Genomic DNA, 16,546 nt, shown 5'->3' on the forward strand with positions numbered 1-16,546 from the left:
TGCCGTGACCACCCGGTGCCCGGCGCAAGTCGCAGCGGGCGGCTATGGTATTATCCGCGGCGATTTCGACCTGCGGAGTTCCCATGAAATTGACCATGCCCCGATTCGATCAGGCCCCCGTGCTGGTGGTAGGCGACGTGATGCTCGACCGCTACTGGCACGGCGCGACCTCGCGCATCTCGCCCGAGGCGCCGGTGCCCGTGGTGCGGGTCGAACAGCATGAGGATCGCCCCGGTGGTGCTGCCAACGTCGCTCTGAACCTCGCCGCCCTTGGCGCCCCTGCCTTCCTGGTCGGCGTCACCGGCGTCGACGAAGCCGCCGACAGCCTCAGCGACAGCCTGCAGGCGGTGGGCGTGACCACCCGCTTCCAGCGCATCGCCGGCCAGCCGACCATCGTCAAGCTGCGCGTCATGAGCCGCCACCAGCAACTGCTGCGCGTGGACTTCGAGGAAGCCTTCCGCACCGACGCCGTGGCCCTGTCCGCCGATGTCGAGGCGCTGCTGGACCAGGTCCGCGTGCTGGTGCTGTCCGACTACGGCAAGGGCGCGCTGAAGAACCACCAGCAACTGATCCAGGCTGCCCGCCAGCGCGGCATTCCGGTGCTGGCCGATCCCAAGGGCAAGGACTTCGCCATCTATCGCGGCGCCAGCCTGATCACCCCGAATCTCTCCGAATTCGAAGCCATTGTCGGTCGCTGCACGGACGAGGCCGACCTGGTCGCCAAGGGCCAGCAACTGATGACCGAGCTGGAGCTCGGCGCGCTGCTGGTCACCCGTGGCGAACACGGCATGACCCTGCTGCGCCCGGGCCACAGCGCCCTGCACCTGCCGGCCCGTGCCCGCGAAGTGTTCGACGTCACCGGCGCCGGCGACACGGTGATTTCCACCCTCGCCGGCGCCATTGCCGCCGGCGAGGACCTGCCGCAGGCCGTCGCCCTGGCCAACCTGGCTGCCGGCATCGTCGTCGGCAAGCTCGGCACCGCCGCCATCAGCGCCCCGGAACTGCGCCGCGCCGTGCAGCGTGAACAGGGCTCCGAGCGTGGCGTGCTGAGCCTCGAGCAACTGCTGCTGGCCATCGAGGACGCCCGCGCCCACGGCGAGAAGATTGTCTTCACCAACGGTTGCTTCGACATCCTCCATGCAGGTCACGTGACCTACCTGGAGCAGGCCCGCGCCCAGGGCGATCGCCTGATCGTCGCCACCAACGACGACGCCTCTGTGACCCGCCTGAAAGGCCCGGGCCGCCCGATCAACAGCGTCGACCGCCGCATGGCTGTGCTCGCCGGCCTCGGCGCGGTGGACTGGGTCGTCAGCTTCGCCGAAGACACCCCCGAGCGCCTGCTCACCGAAGTCCGCCCGGACGTGCTGGTGAAGGGTGGCGACTACGGCGTCGAGCAGGTGGTCGGCGCCGACATCGTCAAGGCTTACGGCGGCGAAGTGCGCGTGCTGGGACTGGTGGAAAACAGCTCCACCACCGCCATCGTCGAGAAGATTCGCCATCAGGGCTGATCTCGTTCACGACTGCGTGGGGCGCCGGCCTTGCCGGCGTTCGCGGGCATGGCCCGCTCCTACAGGTGTGCACCAACCGGCCGTCAGGCCGGTTTTTCTTTGACCGCTCTGCCAGTCACCGGCGGCAAAACGGTCATGGTCCCTGCGGCATTTTGCAGCGCATGATCGGGGCATCCACCCTCCGCGGAGCGAGATGCCATGACCACCGACGTGCAGGGCCGCGCCCTGGCCGTGCTGAACCGTGTCGCCCAAGCCGACTGGCCGGACCGACTGAAGCTGCGTAAGCCCTTCGAAAGACTCCTCTACAGCGGCAGCCGCACCGGCTTCCGGCTGGCCAGCGAGCGCGCCGCCAAGCAGCCTAAGACCCCACGCAAGGCCGACCCGGACGGGCTGTTCGACCTGTCGCTGTCCGACGAGCAGCAGATGCTCGTGGAGATGCTCGAAGGCTTTGCCGCCGAAGTGCTACGCCCGGCCGCCCATGAGGCCGACGCCAAGGCCAGCCTGAGCCTCGAGTTGCTTGCCCAGGCGCAGGAACTGGGCCTGACCCATTACGGCGTCAGTGAAGTACACGGCGGCATGGCCGGCGAGCGCACCGTGGTGACCAACGCGCTGATCGCCGAATCCCTCGCCCGTGGCGACCTCAGCCTGGCTGCCGCACTGCTGGTCCCGCTCTCGTCGGCTAACTGCATTCGTCGCTGGGCTTCGCCGCAACAGCAGGCGCGCTGGCTGCCGGCGTTCGTTGGCGAAGAAGCGGCGCCGCTGATCGCCATCGCGGTGAACGAACCGCAGTTGCTGGTCGATCCGCTGCGCCCGGCCACCAAGGCGCGCAAGCGGGGTTCGAGCTACACATTGACTGGCGAAAAATGCCTGGTCGTGCGCGGCGTGGATGCGCAGAAGCTGATCGTGGCGGCGGATGCCGGCGACGGCCCGGCGCTGTTCCTTATCGACACCCGCGCCAAGGGCGTCGAAGTGCGCGCCGAACCGGCCATGGGCCTTAAGGCCACCGGCACCGCGCGGGTTCGCTTGAAGGGCGTGAAGGTTCCGGCCGAACAGCGGCTGGCGGCGGAGCGCTTCGACTACCAGGCCTTCCTCGATCACACCGCGCTGGCCTGGTGCGCGCTGGCGGTGGGCACCGGGCAGGCCGCGCTGGACTACGTGATCACGTACTGCAACGAGCGCGAAGCCTTCGGCGAGCCGATCAGCCATCGCCAGGGCGTGGCCTTCATGGTCGCCGACATCGCGGTCGAGCTGGACGCCATGCGCCTGATGGTCTGGCGCGCCTGCGCACTGGCCGAGCGTGGTCAGGCCTTCCACCGCGAGGCTTACCTCGCGAAGCTGCTCTGCGCCGAGAAGGCGATGAAGATCGGCACCGACGCGGTGCAACTGCTCGGCGGCCACGGTTTCACCCAGGAACACCCGGCCGAGCGCTGGTACCGCGACCTGCGCGCCGTCAGTTTGATGGCCGGCGGTCTACACCTGTAACGCGGGCTCATCGCTGCTGCGCTCGCCCAGCCGGCGTTGGAAACGAACTCGGAATGCTCATTTACAACTGTAAACTCCGCTTCCTCGTCCGTTTCCGCCTTGGCTGCGCTTCGCTCGCGACGTGATGAGCTCCGCTTAGGAGCTTTGCATGTACCTCGAGACGCCGAAGAAATTCCGCACCTTGCAGAACCAGGCCCGCCAGGTGGCGGAGAACTACCTGCGACCAATTTCGCGCAAGTACGACAAGGCCGAGCACGCCTACCCCAAGGAGCTGGACCTGCTGGCCGCGCTGCTGGACGGCATGAATGCCGGCTCGCCGGATGCCGTAGGCGCCACCTCCGCCAGCAAGCGCAAGGCCGGCTCGGAGGAGGGCGTGAAGAATGGTGGCAACCTGTCCGCCTGCCTGGGCGTGATGGAAATGTGCTGGGGCGACACCGGCCTGCTGCTGGCCATGCCGCGCCAGGGCCTGGGCAACGCCGCCATTGCCGCGGTGGCCAATGAGGAGCAGCTCAAGCGCTTCTCCGGCACCTGGGCGGCCATGGCCATCACCGAGCCGGGCTGCGGCTCGGACTCGGCGGCGATCCGCACCACGGCCACCCGCGATGGCGATCACTACCTGCTCAATGGCGAGAAGATCTTCGTCACCTCCGGCGCCCGCGCCGACGCGGTGGTGGTCTGGGCGACCCTGGACAAGAGCCTCGGCCGCGCAGCGATCAAGTCCTTCGTGGTGGAGAAGGGCACGCCGGGCATGACCGTCACCCGCCTGGAGAAGAAGCTCGGCATCAAGGCCTCGGACACCGCGTCCATCAGCTTCAGCGACTGCCGCGTGCCGGCCGCCAACCTGCTGGGCAATGCCGAGATCGATGTGCAGAAGGGCTTTGCCGGGGTGATGGAAACCTTCGACAACACCCGCCCGCTGGTGGCTGCCATGGCGATCGGCGTGGCCAAGGCCTCGCTGGATCGCACCCGCGAACTGCTGAAGACGGCCGGCTGCCGCTTCGACTATCGCCAGCCGCTGCTGACCGCCAGCCACGCCGAAGCCACGTTGTACCGGCTGGAAGCCGAATGGGAGGCCGCGCGCCTGCTGACCCTGAAGGCCGCCTGGATGGCCGACAACCGTCAGCCCAACTCCAAGGAAGCATCCATAGCCAAGGCCAAGGCCGGGCGGGTGGCCAACGAGGTGACGCTGAAATGCGTCGAGCTGGCCGGGGCACTGGGTTATGGGGAAGAGGAATTGCTGGAGAAGTGGGCGCGGGACTCGAAGATCCTCGACATCTTCGAAGGCACCCAGCAGATCCAGTTGCTGATCGTGGCGCGTCGGTTGCTGGGCAAGAGTTCCAGTCAATTGAAGTGAGGCGTAGCGCTTTTCTGTAGGAGCGAGCTTGCTCGCGAACAAAGCTCACCGATCACTCCGTCGCTGGGCGGTTCGCGAGCAAGCTCGCTCCTACAGGTCCTGCCCGGCAGGCTGGGTCAGGTTACGTACTCAGGCCGTGCGCCGCCCGCTGCCGGCATTGCCGGCGGCGGGCGGCCACTGCTCCATCCATTCGCGGAAGCGGATGCGTTCCTCGCGCACCAGCCAGCCATCCTGCTCGGCGAAACTCTCCGACAGCCACAGGCCACGGGTGCTGGCCTTGCACAGCTCGCCCTTGCTCAGGGTAAGCAGCTCGCCGGTCGGCTGCCCATGCTCCAGCGGCAGCAGGTAGATGTCCGGGCGACGGCGGTCCAGCCGCGCCACCAGCGGGCCGCTTTCGAGTTTCTCGTCGACGTGGAACAGGCTCACCTCGCGGGCATCCTTGGGCAGCTCCATGCGCAGGTCATAGACCAACTGCAGCGAGGCCGTCGGCAGGTGCACATAGGCCTGCGGGCGCTCCAGCAAGCGCAGCGCACCGGCCTGAACCGGGCGCGAGGCGCCGGACAGCGGGGTCAGGGAGAAGTGGCTGGTTTCGCGATAGCGCAGGATGCCCTCGTAGGGCGTCGGCAGCCAGGTGTCGCCAAAGCGCCCGCCCAGCCAGCCGTCGGCAGTTTCCACCAGGCATTCCTCGGCGACTTCCTGGATCGCGGTGAGCAGCGGCAGGTTCAGTTCGTGGGCCGGCACATAGCCGGAAATCAGCTTGAGCACCGTGTCGCCACGGTCCAGGCGGCGTTGGCGCACCAGGATCCAGTGGTCGCGTCCCTGGTAGTTCAGGGTCAGGCGCACCGAAACGCCGAGGTTGGCCAGTTCAGTGACGAAGCGCTCGGTCTCGTTGATCTCGATGGGGCGGCGCTTTTCCAGGACCTGGGCGAAGTTCAGGGGCTTGCCGAGGGTCTGGTAGATGAGACCTTCCGGGCTGGCTTCCACCAGCAGCGGCAGGGTCTTGAAGGCGGTCGGGTCCTTGCGGGCGAGCGTACGGGGCATAGGGTCTTCCTTCTCGTACAGGGCGCCGGGTTGCGCTGGCGCGTCCTTACCGTGGTAAGCGACGCCGACGCGAACGCTGACCGTCTGCTGGGGACGGTCCGGCCGATCGTTCAATTACGGGGTCGCTACAACCTAGACAGCCTGACACCGCTCCTGGTGTCATCGAAAATCCAAAGGATTTCCGGATTTTTCCCTGAAAGGCTTTGCGATTCCGAGGCTTTTGCGTGGGAATCGCCGGTTGGCGACAGTTTCTGTGCCCGCGGTTTTCGCCGGGGGAGTTGGAGCATGGCACAGGAATGCGTAATCCACATGACCGCCGATCAGCGGTCGAGGACCTCGGCGGCAATGTCCACGTTGTGCGCGAGATGCAGTGGATTGATAGTGCCGACGATGGCGCTGGCGACGCCCGGATGGCCCAGCACCAGTTCGAAGCTGGCGCGCACCGGGTCGACGCCGGGGGCGAGGGCGGCGTGGCCGCTGGCCAGGGCCTTCTTGATCAGGATGCCGCGGCCATGGGCCTGGGCGTGGTCGATCACCGGCTTTTCCGCCTGCTCGTTGAGGTTGTAGGTGACCATCGCGCAGTCACCGCGCTCCAGGGCCAGCAGGCCGCCGTCGGCAGTCTTGCCGGAGAAGCCGAAGCCGCGGATCAGCCCTTCGTCCTTCAGGCGCTCAAGGGTCGCGTAGACCTCGGTGCCGCGCAGGATGTCCAGGTCATTGCCGTCGGAATGCACCAGCACCAGGTCGATGTAGTCGGTCTCCAGACGCTGCAGGCTGCGTTCCACCGAGCGGCGCGTGTGGGCGGCGCTGAAGTCGAACTGCGACTGGCCGCCGACGAATTCCTCGCCGGTCTTGCTGACGATCACCCACTGGTGGCGCTGGCCGCGCAGCAGCGGGCCGAGGCGCTCTTCGCTGCGACCATAGGCCGGCGCGGTGTCGATCAGGTTGATGCCCAGTTCGCGGGCCAGTGCGATCAGGTCGGCGGCCTCGCGGTCATCGGGGATGCGGAAGCCTTCGGGGTACTTCACGCCCTGGTCGCGGCCGAGCTTCACGGTACCCAGGCCCAGTGGCGAGACGTTCAGGCCCGTGCTGCCCAGCGGGCGATGCAGGTGATGCAGGGTCTTCATCCGAGCAGTTCCTCCCATACCGGGCGGGCCATGGCCGGGCGCGGCAGGTCCGGCAGGGCGGCGTTGGCTTGCGGGCGGATGCCGCTTTTCTCCAGCGACTCCAGCACGCGGTCGGCGAAGTTCGGCGCCAGGGCCAGCTTGGTCGGCCAGCCGACCAGCAGGGCGCCGTCCTCGGCGAGGAAGGCGCTGTCCGGGCGCAGCAGGTTGTTCTGCGAGGGTTCGGCGCGGTCCACGCGCAGGGTCGCCCAGCGAGCGGCGGAGAGGTCGATCCACGGCACCAGCTTGTGCAGCTCGCGCTGCGCCTCGGCGATCTGCTCGGCCTCGTTGCGCGCCACGCCGCCGGCTTCGGCGATGTCGCCGCCCAGGTACCAGACCCAGTCGCCATTGCTCAGCGGGTGGGTGGTGACAGTGACGCGCGGTTTTGGCCCGCCGCCGAGGCAGTGGGCGTACAGCGGCTTCAGGGTGGGTGCGGTGACCAGCACCATGTGCAGCGGGCGACGCTGCATCTCCGGGCGCTCCAGGCCCAGCTCGCGCAGCAGCGCCTCGTTGCCGGCGCCGGCGCTGAGCACCACGCGTTGGGCGCGGACTTCGCGGCCGTCCACGCGCAGGCCGACCAGCTTGTCGCCTTCGCGCAGGGCTTCGATGTGTTCGCCGGCCAGCAGGCTGTCACCGGCCAGTTCGGCCAGACGGGCGACCAGGCTGGGCACGTCCAGCACTAGCTCGGTGAGGCGGTAGGCCTTGCCCTTGAAGGCCTTGTCCTGCAGGGCGGGTGGCAGGTCGCTGCCCTTCACCTGGGCGACACGACTGCGCACCGCCTTGCTGGCGAAGAAGCTGGTGAGGTTGCCGGCCAGGCCGCCGGGCGACCACAGGTAATGAGCGTCGGAAAGCACCCGCACGCCGCGCAGGTCCACCTCGCCGGTACCTGCCAGGCAATCGCGCCACAGCGCCGGCATGTCGGCGATGGCCTCGGAGGCGCCGGTCAGCGCACCGTGCAGCGCGTACTTGGTGCCGCCATGGATGATCCCCTGCGAGCGCATGCTCTGTACGCCGCCCAGCGCGGTGTTCTCCACCAGCACGGTGGAAAAGCCGGCGCGCCGCAGACGCGCATTGAGCCACAGACCGGCGATGCCGCCGCCGACGATGAGGATGTCGGTGCTCAGGGATTCGGACATGAAAGCGCCTCGAGGGAAAATCGAAGCGCGCAGTATAACCCGATGGCGCGCGGCGACAGGCCGCGCACCATTGCCTCATCAGTGACCGGCGTTGCCGGAGAACAGCTGGATCACCACCACGCCGCTGACGATCAGGCCCATACCCAACAGGGCAGCGGTATCGAGCTTTTGCTGGTAGAGCACCAGCGCAGCAATACTGACCAGCACAATGCCCAGCCCTGCCCAGATGGCGTAGGCGATGCCGACCGGAATGCTGCGCACCACCAGGGTGAGCATCCAGAAGGAAATGGCGTAGCCGACGATCACCAGCACCAGCGGCAGGGGTGTGGAGAAGCCCTTCACTGATTTCAGCGAAGCGGTGGCGATGACTTCGGCGACGATGGCGATGGCGAGGTAGAGATAGCCGGGCATGGTGGGTGCTCCCCGGAACGACACGCCGCTCGGTATGAGCGACACGCAGCTGACGTTCGAATCTGCCGGGCATTCTAGTCCCCCGGATGATGGGATAAAGTCATTACCTATCTGAATTGAAGATGGGTGTCGGCCATGCAGTGGAACCTGGATCAGTTGCGACTCTTCGTCAGCGTCGCCGATCAATCTTCCTTCTCGGCGGCGGCGCGACAGCTGCAGCGCGTGCAGTCGGCGGTGAGTTCCTCCATCGCGCTGCTGGAGAGCGACCTGGGCGTGACCCTGTTCGAGCGCAGCAGCGGCCGCCAGCCAGTGCTGACCGGCGAGGGCAGGGCGCTGCTGGATGAAGCCCGCGAGGTGCTGCGACAGTGCGAGCGCCTGGAAAGCCGGGCGCTGGCGCTGGTGCGCGGCACCGAGCCGTTGCTGCGCCTCGCGCAGGACGAGGCGATGCCTTACCAGCCGGTGCTTTCCGGGCTGCAGGCGCTGGCGCAGGAATTTCCCACCCTGGAGGTGCAACTGGCCAGCGGCGCCCAGGGCGACGTGGCGCGCAAGCTGCTGGAGCGCCGCGCTGACCTCGGCCTGCTGTTCCATCATGAGGGCATGCCCGAGCAACTGGAGCGGCAGCGGCTGGGCACCATCGAAATGGTCACCGTGTGCGGCGCCGGGCACGAGCTGGCCAGGCTGGACTACGCCGACCGCCGTGAGCTGGCGCGGCATCGCCAGTTGCTGATGGCCCCGCAGGACAGCCATTACCCCGGCGGCGAGCAGATCAGCCCGCTGGTCTGGCGCGCCGACAGCTTCTACGCCATGGCCGAACTGCTGATGCGCGACCTCGGTTGGGCCTGGCTGCCGACCCACGTGGCGCAGTATCCGGCTTACCAGCCGCTGCTGGTGGAACTGGCCAGCGACTGGACGCCACCACCGCTGGTGGTGGAGCTGGTCTGGCGCCGCGACGAGCCGCTGGGGCCGGCGGCGCAGTGGTTGGGCGAGTGCTTTGCGGAGCATCTTGCTTCGCCGGTGTGACTGGCTTCGCTTGGAAATAGCTGGCTTGCCCGGATATGTCTCTGCCTGCGCTTTCCCCTCACCCTAGCCCTCTCCCAAGGGAGAGGGGGCAGATCGTGCCGGCTCACACCACGATTTCATCCTGCACCGAACGGTCCCCTCTCCTGCTTGCGGGAGAGGGTTAGGGTGAGGGGCTCTTGCTCTCGGCCGCGCGGAGGCTTCGGCGTTGCGGTGGAACGTGGTGCAGCCTGCTGGCCCGCGAATTTGCTACTCTCCGCCGCCATGAACCGGACCCTCTATACCCTGCTGCTCCACCTGGGCCTGCCGCTGGTCGCGCTGCGCCTGTTCCTGCGTTCGCGCAAGGCGCCGGCCTATGCCCTGCGCGTCGGCGAGCGTTTCTCCCTCAGCCTGCCGGCGCTCATGCCCGGCGGCATCTGGGTGCACGCGGTGTCGGTGGGTGAGAGCATCGCCGCCGCGCCGATGATCCGCGCGCTGATGCAGCGCCACCCCGGCCTGCCGATCACCGTCACCTGCATGACGCCCACCGGCTCCGAGCGCATCCGCGCGCTGTTCGGCGACCAGGTGCAGCACTGCTACCTGCCCTACGACCTGCCCTGGGCGGCGGCGCGCTTCCTCGACCGTGCGCAGCCGGTGCTGGGCGTGATCATGGAAACCGAGTTGTGGCCCAACCACATCCACCAGTGCGCCAAACGCGGCATTCCGGTGGCGTTGGCCAACGCGCGGCTGTCCGAACGCTCGGCGCGCGGTTACGCACGCTTCGCCGGGCTGACCCGGCCGATGCTGGAAGAGATGAGCTGGATTGCCGTGCAGACCGAGGCCGAAGCCGAGCGCTTCCGTCAGTTGGGCGCGCGCCCGGACTGTGTGAGCGTGACCGGTTCGATCAAGTTCGACCTGACCATCGACCCTGAACTGCTGGTGCGCGCCGATGACCTGCGCGCCCAGTGGCAGGCGCAGCAGCGGCCGGTGTGGATTGCCGCCAGTACCCATGCCGGGGAAGACGAGATCGTCCTCGCTGCGCATCGCCAGTTGCTGGAAAAACACCCGGAGGCGCTGCTGATCCTGGTGCCCCGCCACCCGGAACGCTTCAACCCGATGTTCGAGCTGTGCAATCGCGAAGGCTTGCGCACCCTGCGCCGCTCCACCGGTGAGCAGGTCACGGCGGACACCCAGGTGCTGCTGGGCGACACCATGGGCGAGTTGCTGTTCCTCTATGCGCTGGCCGATGTCGCCTTCGTCGGCGGCAGCCTGGTGCCCAACGGCGGGCATAACCTGCTTGAGCCGGCGGCTCTGGGCAAGCCGGTGCTGTCCGGCCCGCACCTGTTCAACTTCCTGGAGATCGCGGCGCAACTGCGCGAGGTCGGCGCGCTGCGCGAAGTGGTCGATGCGCCTTCGCTGGCGGTGGCGGTGGCCGCCCTGTGGGACGAGCCGGCTTCTGCCGAGCGCATGGCCGATGCCGGTCTGGGCGTGATGAAGGCCAACCAGGGTGCGCTGGAGCGTTTGCTGGATGGCCTCGGGCGACTGATCAGAAAGTCGGCGGCGTAATTACCCAGAGCACCACGGCATCCACCTCGCCGGGATTGCCGTAGCGGTGCGGCTCCTGGCTGGAGTAGCTGAAGCTGTCGCCCTCGTTGAGCACGAAATGGCGTTCGCCCACCCACAGCTCGAATGTGCCGCTGAGCAGGTATCCGGCTTCCTCGCCGTCGTGGCTGTAGCTCTGCTGGCTGTAGGTTCCGGGCGGAAACTTCGAATGGAGGATTTCCAGCTGGCGGCTGGGCTGCGGGCTGAGCAGTTCGTCGATGATGCCGTCTTCGTAATGCACGCTGGTGCGGGCATTGCGCCGCACCACGTAGCCGGCGTCGGCCGGGTCGACCTGCACTTCGCTGGCGAAGAACCACTGAATGGTCACGCCCAGGCTGCGGGCGATGTTGAACAGCGCCGGGATCGACGGGTAGGCCAGGTTGCGTTCCAGTTGGCTGATGTAGCCGGCGGTGAGTCCGCTCTGCTCGGCCAGCTCCGCCAGGGTCATGCCGCGCCGCTTGCGCAGACCGCGGATGCGGGTGCCGAGGAACTGCGCTTCGGCGTTGGCGGGGGCTTCCTGCGGGGCTTTGCGGCTCATGCGGCGGTGGTCCTGGCGATTGGCGTCGTGGGGCATTCTAAACAATGCGTCGATTCATCGTTGCGCGCAGTTCGGCTCAAAACGCACAAGGTAGTAGAGGATGTAGCCGGAGTAGCGCAGCGTTCCTGCTTCGACCTCTTGGCTGAAGCACTCCTTGAGGGCATCTTCGTCGGCAAAACCATAGTCGGGTAGCTTCGCTTCCGCGAAGCCCGCCAGACGCCAGAAATCGAACCCGTCGATTTCACCCTTGGCGCCAAAGTCGAAGTCCACGGTTCCGTCAGGCAGTTGGACGGCGCAGCCGTAGCCATGCTTGAAGTAGTGCACACCGTCTTTGAGTGTTCCCCGATGGGGAATGTCGAGAAATGCCCATTCGCGATTACTGGCGGGGCGAGCGATGGCCGATTGTTCGAGCAGCGCCACTGCCTGGCGTACGGCGCGCTGATAGTCGGCGACGAGTTTGGCTAGACCTGGGTTCATGGCTTCAACGATTGGCTACAGAACGGCCATTCTAGAGTGCAATCCTGGTTGATGGGCCCTGGGGACGGATTGATCCGTCCCCAGGGCCCAAGCAGGCTCAGATTGCCCACCCTGCCTTGAGCCCCTCGTAGATCGCCTCTTCCGCGGTGCGCGGCGCCAGGCAGTCGCCGATGCGGCGCACCTCGGCGAGGTCGGCGATCTCGTCGGCCAGGTCGTCCACCGGCTGGTGGCCCTGGCAGAGCACCAGGGTGTCGATGTTTTCCACCAGCATCGGCTCGCCGCTGGCGGTGTGCTGCAGGTAGACGGTGCTGTCGTCGACGCCGTACAGGCGGGCGTAGGGAGTGATGGTGATGCCCAGGCGGTGCAACTCGCCGGCGAGGTGGTCGCGGACATAGAGCGGCAGGTTTTCCCCGACATGGGTGCCGTTCACCGCCAGTTGTACCTGGTGACCATCGCGCACCAGGCGCTCGGCGATACCGGGGGCGATCCAGTCGGCGCGCCAATCGGTGACCAGCACCGAGCGACCGGTCTTCACTTCGCCGCGCAGCACTTGCCAGGCGTCGACCACCTGCAGGTCGCCTGCCTCTTCGTAAGGCGGGCGATAGGGTTTGGCGCCGGTGGCAACGATCACCACGTCGGGGCGTTCCTGCTCGACCAGCGCACGGTCGACGCGGGTGTTGCGGCGCACTTCGACGCCGGCCAGTTGCATTTCGCGCTGCAGGTTGGTGGAGGCGCCGCCGAACTCCGCACGGCGCGGCAGCAACTGGGCGAGGTTGACCTGCCCACCAAGCTGGCCGCTGGCTTCGCAGAGGGTGACTGCGTGGCCGCGCTGCGCCGCGACGGCAGCTGCCTTCATGCCCGCCGGCCCGCCGCCGACTACCAGCACGCGCTTGCGCTGGGTGGCCATCTTGCGTTCGGCGTAGATCAGTTCGCGGCCGGTTTCCGGGTGCTGGATGCAGGAGATCGGGTAGCCGCGGTGGAAGTGGCCGATGCACGCCTGGTTGCAGGCGATGCAGGCGCGCACGTCCTCGACGTGGCCGCTTTCGGTCTTGCCCGGCATCTGCGGGTCGCAGATCAGCGCGCGGGTCATGCCGCAGACGTCGGCTTGGCCGCGGGCGAGGATCAGCTCGGCTTCCTGCGGCTGGTTGATGCGCCCGGTGACGAACAGCGGTACCTCCAGGTTGCGCTTGAAGGTGCCGGCTTCGTTCGCCAGGTAAGCCGCTTCGACGGCCATCGGCGGAACGATATGGATGGCACCGCCCAGCGAGGCGGAGGTGCCGGCGACTATGTGCACGTAGTCCAGCGAGTTCTGCAGCCCTTTCACTCCCTGCAGCGATTCGTCTTCAGTGAGGCCTTCGGGGTCACGCTCGTCTGCGGAGATGCGCAGGCCGATGATGAAGTCTTCGTCGGTGGCGGCGCGTATGGCGGCGATCACTTCGCGGGTGAAGCGCAGGCGTGCGTCGAGGTCGCCGTTGTAGCCGTCGGTGCGGCGGTTCACCCGTGGGTTGAGGAACTGCGCCGGCAGGTAGCCGTGGCTGGCGACCACTTCCACGCCGTCGATGCCGGCGGCATGCAGGCGGCGAGCGGCGTCGGCGTAGCCCTGGATGATCTCGTCGATCATCGCTTGGCTCAGCTCGCGGGGCATCACCCGGAAACGCTCGTTGGGCGAGGCGGACGGCGCGTAGGCCACGGCCAGCAGGCCGTCGCTGGATTCCATGATCTCCCGGCCGGGGTGGAACACCTGGGAAAGCACCACGGTGCCTTCGGCATGGCAGGCCTCGGCGATGCGTCGGTAGCCGGGGATGCACTCGTCATCGGTGGCCATCAGCACGTGGGAGGTGTAGCGGGCGCTGTCGTGAACGCCGGCTACCTGCAGCACGATCAGGCCGACGCCGCCCTTGGCACGGGCGGTGTGGTAGGCCACCAACTGGTCATTGACCAGGTTGTCGGTGGGCATCGAGGTGTCGTGCCCGGTGGACATGATGCGGTTCTTCAGCTCCTTGCCGCGGATGCGCAGCGGGCTGAACAAGTGGGGAAACTGGCTCATCGGGCAACTCCGGATTCTTGTTGTCAATTCAGCACTAAACATCGACCGCGCGAGCTAGAGCGGAACAAGGCGGAAACCGGTGAGGCAGCGGAGTTGACTCCAGTCAATGAGCATGCCGAGCCGGTTTCCAACGCAGTTCCGCCGACGCGCAGCCGGTCGATCAACTAGGCGTTGCGCGCCTGCCAGTCCACCGGATAGAGCGCGTAGAACACGCAGGCTTTCTCACCTTCGTAGGCCAGCGGCGTGCGTTCGGGGACCCAGATCACGTCGCCCGGTTTGGCGTCGATCACCTGGTCGGCCAGGCGCAGGCGGAAGTTGCCTTCGAGCACCACGATCAGCTCGTCGTAGAGCACCGTCCATTCGATGGAGACGCCGTCAAAGCGCGCCAGGCCCGCGCCCATGGTTTCGCTGTCCGCCGGGCCGATCAGCCGGCAGATGGCGGCACTTTCGATGTCTTGCCCACCGTAGGGCTGGAGCTGCAGGGAGGACTGCTGGAAGTGGCGGACCTGGGACACGGCGGCTTCTCCTGTCGTGGAAAATGTTGTTTAAGTTATTCCTATGAAAATTTACCACCAGTAAAAAATCAACTTGTTTTTTTAAAGATGACTGGGTAGTTTCGATAGCGCACCCGGAGTCCTCCGGGGCAACCGCGACGTGCTCCACAACAACTACAAGAGGAGAGGCGCATGAACCGTCCCGTACGGTTCCCCCTCGCATGGCGGGCCCACCCGCTGGCAATCGATTTCTCTCTGCCCTGCCTTTCTTGCAACGTTGTTTCGGCGCGCCCGTCCAGCGTGTGCGCGGCCATCCCGGCTGCGCCCATTGCCACCTACGACTGGGGGTATGCTCGATGACTTTCCACCGCAACACCTGCCACAAACGCTCCTTCCTCAAGACTGCCGTCTCGCCGCTGCTGCTCGCTCTCGGGCTGTGCGGCGGCGCCCAGGCCGCCGAGAACATGGTGGTGGTCGGCTACGGCGGCGCTGGCCAGAAGGCCCAGGAAGCTGCCTTCTTCCAGCCCTTCAGCAAGCAGTCCGGGGTCGGCGTGACCCAGACCGAATACAACGGCGAAATGGCACGTATCAAGGTAATGGCCGACACCGGCCACGCCGACTGGGACGTGGTGCAGATCGAGGGGCCGGACCTGGCCCGTGGCTGCGATGAAGGCCTGTTCGTGCCGCTGGACTGGCAACAGATCGGTGGCAAGGACCAGCTGATCCCCAATGCCGCCAAGGATTGCGGCTCGGCCGCGCTGGTGTGGGGCGTGGCCATCGCCTATGACGCCGACAAGCTCAAGCCGGCGCCGCAGTCCTGGTCGGATTTCTGGGACGTGCAGAAATTCCCCGGCAAGCGCGGCCTGCGCAAGCGTGCGATCTACAACCTGGAGTTCGCCCTGATGGCCGACGGCGTTAAGCCCGCCGATGTCTACAAGGAACTGGGCACCAAGGCCGGCGTCGATCGCGCCTTCGCCAAGCTCAATCAGATCAAGCCCTACGTGCAGTGGTGGGAAGCCGGCGCGCAACCGGCGCAGTGGCTGGCCGCCGGTGACGTGGTGATGACGACCACCTACACCGGGCGCATCGCCGATGCCTACAAAGGGGGACGCAATCTGCAGCTGGTCTGGCCAGGCAGCCTGTATGGCATGGACTACTGGGCGATCATCAAGGGCTCGCAGCACGTCGACGCGGCGAAGCGCTTCATCGCCTTCGCCAACCAGCCCGATGCCCAGGTCGACTACGTGAAGCACATTGCGTATGGTCCGACCAACAAGCAGGCCGCCGAGCGCCTGCCGTCCGACCTGGCCGGCTGGGTGCCGACATCCACGCAGAACCTGCCGCAAGGCCTGGCGATGGACGATGAGTTCTGGGTCGACCATGGCGAGGAGCTGGAAGAGCGCTTCAACGCCTGGGCCGCGCAATGACCAGGACCTGACCGTGACGCCGGGGCCGCGTGCCCCGGCTTCCTTAAGAGGAGAAGTGCACCATGACGTCGCTGCAGGCGCCCAGTCGCGCCACCTGTTCGCCCGAGGAGTGGAAGTTGCGTGAGGAGCTGGCGGCCTGCTACCGCCTGATCGCGCACTACCGCATGACCGACCTGATCTTCACTCATATCTCGGTGCGCATTCCCGGTCCCGAACACCATTTCCTGATCAATCCCTATGGACTGATGTTCGACGAGATCACCGCCTCCAGCCTGGTGAAGATCGATCTCACCGGTCATGCCGTGGAGCCGTCGCCGTACAAGGTCAACCCGGCCGGCTTCGTGATCCACAGCGCCATCCACGGGGCTCGCGAAGACGCGCAGTGCGTGTTGCACACCCACACCCGCGCGGGTTGTGCGGTGGCGGCGCAGGCCTGTGGCTTGCTGCCGCTGAACCAGATATCCCTGGAATTCTACGGACGCATCGGCTACCACAACTACGAAGGTATCGCCCTGTCGATGGACGAGCAGGAGCGCCTGGTACGCGACCTGGGTGACCACTACGGCCTGATGCTGCGCAACCACGGTCTGCTGACCGTAGGGCAGACGGTGCAGCAGGCGTTCCTGCGCATGTACTACTTGGAGAAGGCCTGCGACATCCAGCTGGCGGCCCAGGCGGGCGGTGAACTGGTGATCCCGCCGGAAGAGGTGTGCCGTCACACCGAGCAGCAATTCAACGCTCCGGCGCGGCCGCTGGCGGAAGGGGAACTGAGCGACCCGGATGGCTACGACCTGGCGTGGTCGGCATTGCTGCGCATGCTGGACCGGGTGTCGCCGGGGTATCGCGACTGACCGGCGCCGTCGTTTCGGTCCG

The 16,546-nt window shown here is 66.8% G+C and carries 15 protein-coding genes; 7 read left to right on the forward strand and 8 right to left on the reverse strand.

The annotated features are described in order from the left end of the window. Positions 1–83 precede the first annotated feature (83 nt). The 3 genes from hldE (at position 84) to IB274_RS19860 (ending at position 4,344) form a co-directional block, all read left to right on the forward strand. Positions 84–1,508: a bifunctional D-glycero-beta-D-manno-heptose-7-phosphate kinase/D-glycero-beta-D-manno-heptose 1-phosphate adenylyltransferase HldE gene (hldE, locus tag IB274_RS19850; RefSeq protein ID WP_192434016.1), complete on the forward strand. Its 1,425-nt coding sequence runs from the start codon at positions 84–86 to the stop codon at positions 1,506–1,508. A gap of 198 nt (positions 1,509–1,706) precedes the next feature. Next, positions 1,707–2,990 (forward strand): acyl-CoA dehydrogenase family protein, encoded by a 1,284-nt coding sequence (locus IB274_RS19855; RefSeq protein ID WP_192434018.1) that lies wholly within the window; start codon positions 1,707–1,709, stop codon positions 2,988–2,990. A 148-nt stretch (positions 2,991–3,138) separates the two neighbouring features. After that, positions 3,139–4,344 carry an acyl-CoA dehydrogenase family protein gene (locus IB274_RS19860; RefSeq protein ID WP_192434020.1) on the forward strand — a complete coding sequence of 402 codons (1,206 nt, stop codon included), beginning with the start codon at positions 3,139–3,141 and terminating at the stop codon, positions 4,342–4,344. Between the two features lie 129 nt (positions 4,345–4,473). Here the strand turns inward: IB274_RS19860 and IB274_RS19865 are convergent, their stop codons facing one another. From IB274_RS19865 to IB274_RS19880, 4 genes are all read right to left on the reverse strand, one after another. Further along, positions 4,474–5,385 carry a metal ABC transporter ATPase gene (locus tag IB274_RS19865; protein ID WP_081515490.1) on the reverse strand — a complete coding sequence of 304 codons (912 nt, stop codon included), beginning with the start codon at positions 5,383–5,385 and terminating at the stop codon, positions 4,474–4,476. A 320-nt stretch (positions 5,386–5,705) separates the two neighbouring features. Then, positions 5,706–6,509, reverse strand: coding sequence for an aldo/keto reductase (locus IB274_RS19870; RefSeq protein ID WP_192434022.1), 804 nt, complete (start codon positions 6,507–6,509; stop codon positions 5,706–5,708). Further along, positions 6,506–7,681: an NAD(P)/FAD-dependent oxidoreductase gene (locus IB274_RS19875; RefSeq protein WP_192434024.1), complete on the reverse strand. Its 1,176-nt coding sequence runs from the start codon at positions 7,679–7,681 to the stop codon at positions 6,506–6,508. The genes IB274_RS19870 and IB274_RS19875 overlap by 4 nt, the downstream gene beginning before the upstream one ends. Positions 7,682–7,759: 78 nt before the next feature. Continuing rightward, entirely contained in the window at positions 7,760–8,092 is a 333-nt protein-coding gene (locus IB274_RS19880) for a DMT family transporter (RefSeq protein WP_151188513.1), read from the reverse strand. Positions 8,093–8,227: 135 nt separating this feature from the next. Here IB274_RS19880 and IB274_RS19885 point away from each other — a divergent pair, with 135 nt between their 5' ends. Both IB274_RS19885 and waaA read left to right on the forward strand, forming a co-directional pair. Beyond that, the gene (locus tag IB274_RS19885; protein WP_081515494.1) at positions 8,228–9,112 is read left to right on the forward strand and encodes a LysR family transcriptional regulator; all 885 of its coding nucleotides are present in this window, start codon (positions 8,228–8,230) and stop codon (positions 9,110–9,112) included. A 261-nt stretch (positions 9,113–9,373) separates the two neighbouring features. Next, positions 9,374–10,654, forward strand: a complete 1,281-nt coding sequence (gene waaA / locus IB274_RS19890) for a lipid IV(A) 3-deoxy-D-manno-octulosonic acid transferase (RefSeq protein WP_192434026.1) — start codon at positions 9,374–9,376, stop codon at positions 10,652–10,654. Here the strand turns inward: waaA and IB274_RS19895 are convergent. From IB274_RS19895 to IB274_RS19910, 4 genes are all read right to left on the reverse strand, one after another. Next, entirely contained in the window at positions 10,635–11,228 is a 594-nt protein-coding gene (locus tag IB274_RS19895) for a helix-turn-helix domain-containing protein (RefSeq protein WP_192434028.1), read from the reverse strand. The genes waaA and IB274_RS19895 overlap by 20 nt on opposite strands. A gap of 54 nt (positions 11,229–11,282) precedes the next feature. Further along, positions 11,283–11,705 (reverse strand): DUF6896 domain-containing protein, encoded by a 423-nt coding sequence (locus IB274_RS19900; RefSeq protein ID WP_192434030.1) that lies wholly within the window; start codon positions 11,703–11,705, stop codon positions 11,283–11,285. 97 nt (positions 11,706–11,802) lie between these two features. Then, the gene (locus IB274_RS19905) at positions 11,803–13,752 is read right to left on the reverse strand and encodes an FAD-dependent oxidoreductase (RefSeq protein WP_192434031.1); all 1,950 of its coding nucleotides are present in this window, start codon (positions 13,750–13,752) and stop codon (positions 11,803–11,805) included. A 164-nt stretch (positions 13,753–13,916) separates the two neighbouring features. Then, on the reverse strand, positions 13,917–14,267 hold the full coding sequence (locus IB274_RS19910) for a cupin domain-containing protein (RefSeq protein WP_192434033.1): 351 nt from the start codon (positions 14,265–14,267) through the stop codon (positions 13,917–13,919). A 335-nt stretch (positions 14,268–14,602) separates the two neighbouring features. Here IB274_RS19910 and IB274_RS19915 point away from each other — a divergent pair, with 335 nt between their 5' ends. Both IB274_RS19915 and IB274_RS19920 read left to right on the forward strand, forming a co-directional pair. Then, on the forward strand, positions 14,603–15,673 hold the full coding sequence (locus IB274_RS19915; protein WP_192434035.1) for an ABC transporter substrate-binding protein: 1,071 nt from the start codon (positions 14,603–14,605) through the stop codon (positions 15,671–15,673). Positions 15,674–15,735: 62 nt separating this feature from the next. Further along, positions 15,736–16,524 carry a class II aldolase/adducin family protein gene (locus tag IB274_RS19920; RefSeq protein WP_192434036.1) on the forward strand — a complete coding sequence of 263 codons (789 nt, stop codon included), beginning with the start codon at positions 15,736–15,738 and terminating at the stop codon, positions 16,522–16,524. The last annotated feature ends 22 nt before the right edge of the window (positions 16,525–16,546 follow it).

The organism is Pseudomonas sp. PDM18, from assembly GCF_014852585.1.
Taxonomy (GTDB): Bacteria; Pseudomonadota; Gammaproteobacteria; order Pseudomonadales; family Pseudomonadaceae; genus Pseudomonas.

Coding starts and splice junctions, on each gene's coding strand:
- hldE (WP_192434016.1), top strand. CDS start 84: ATGAAATTGACCATGCCCCGATTCGATCAGGCCCCCGTGCTGGTGGTA.
- IB274_RS19855 (WP_192434018.1), top strand. CDS start 1,707: ATGACCACCGACGTGCAGGGCCGCGCCCTGGCCGTGCTGAACCGTGTC.
- IB274_RS19860 (WP_192434020.1), top strand. CDS start 3,139: ATGTACCTCGAGACGCCGAAGAAATTCCGCACCTTGCAGAACCAGGCC.
- IB274_RS19865 (WP_081515490.1), bottom strand. CDS start 5,385: ATGCCCCGTACGCTCGCCCGCAAGGACCCGACCGCCTTCAAGACCCTG.
- IB274_RS19870 (WP_192434022.1), bottom strand. CDS start 6,509: ATGAAGACCCTGCATCACCTGCATCGCCCGCTGGGCAGCACGGGCCTG.
- IB274_RS19875 (WP_192434024.1), bottom strand. CDS start 7,681: ATGTCCGAATCCCTGAGCACCGACATCCTCATCGTCGGCGGCGGCATC.
- IB274_RS19880 (WP_151188513.1), bottom strand. CDS start 8,092: ATGCCCGGCTATCTCTACCTCGCCATCGCCATCGTCGCCGAAGTCATC.
- IB274_RS19885 (WP_081515494.1), top strand. CDS start 8,228: ATGCAGTGGAACCTGGATCAGTTGCGACTCTTCGTCAGCGTCGCCGAT.
- waaA (WP_192434026.1), top strand. CDS start 9,374: ATGAACCGGACCCTCTATACCCTGCTGCTCCACCTGGGCCTGCCGCTG.
- IB274_RS19895 (WP_192434028.1), bottom strand. CDS start 11,228: ATGAGCCGCAAAGCCCCGCAGGAAGCCCCCGCCAACGCCGAAGCGCAG.
- IB274_RS19900 (WP_192434030.1), bottom strand. CDS start 11,705: ATGAACCCAGGTCTAGCCAAACTCGTCGCCGACTATCAGCGCGCCGTA.
- IB274_RS19905 (WP_192434031.1), bottom strand. CDS start 13,752: ATGAGCCAGTTTCCCCACTTGTTCAGCCCGCTGCGCATCCGCGGCAAG.
- IB274_RS19915 (WP_192434035.1), top strand. CDS start 14,603: ATGACTTTCCACCGCAACACCTGCCACAAACGCTCCTTCCTCAAGACT.
- IB274_RS19920 (WP_192434036.1), top strand. CDS start 15,736: ATGACGTCGCTGCAGGCGCCCAGTCGCGCCACCTGTTCGCCCGAGGAG.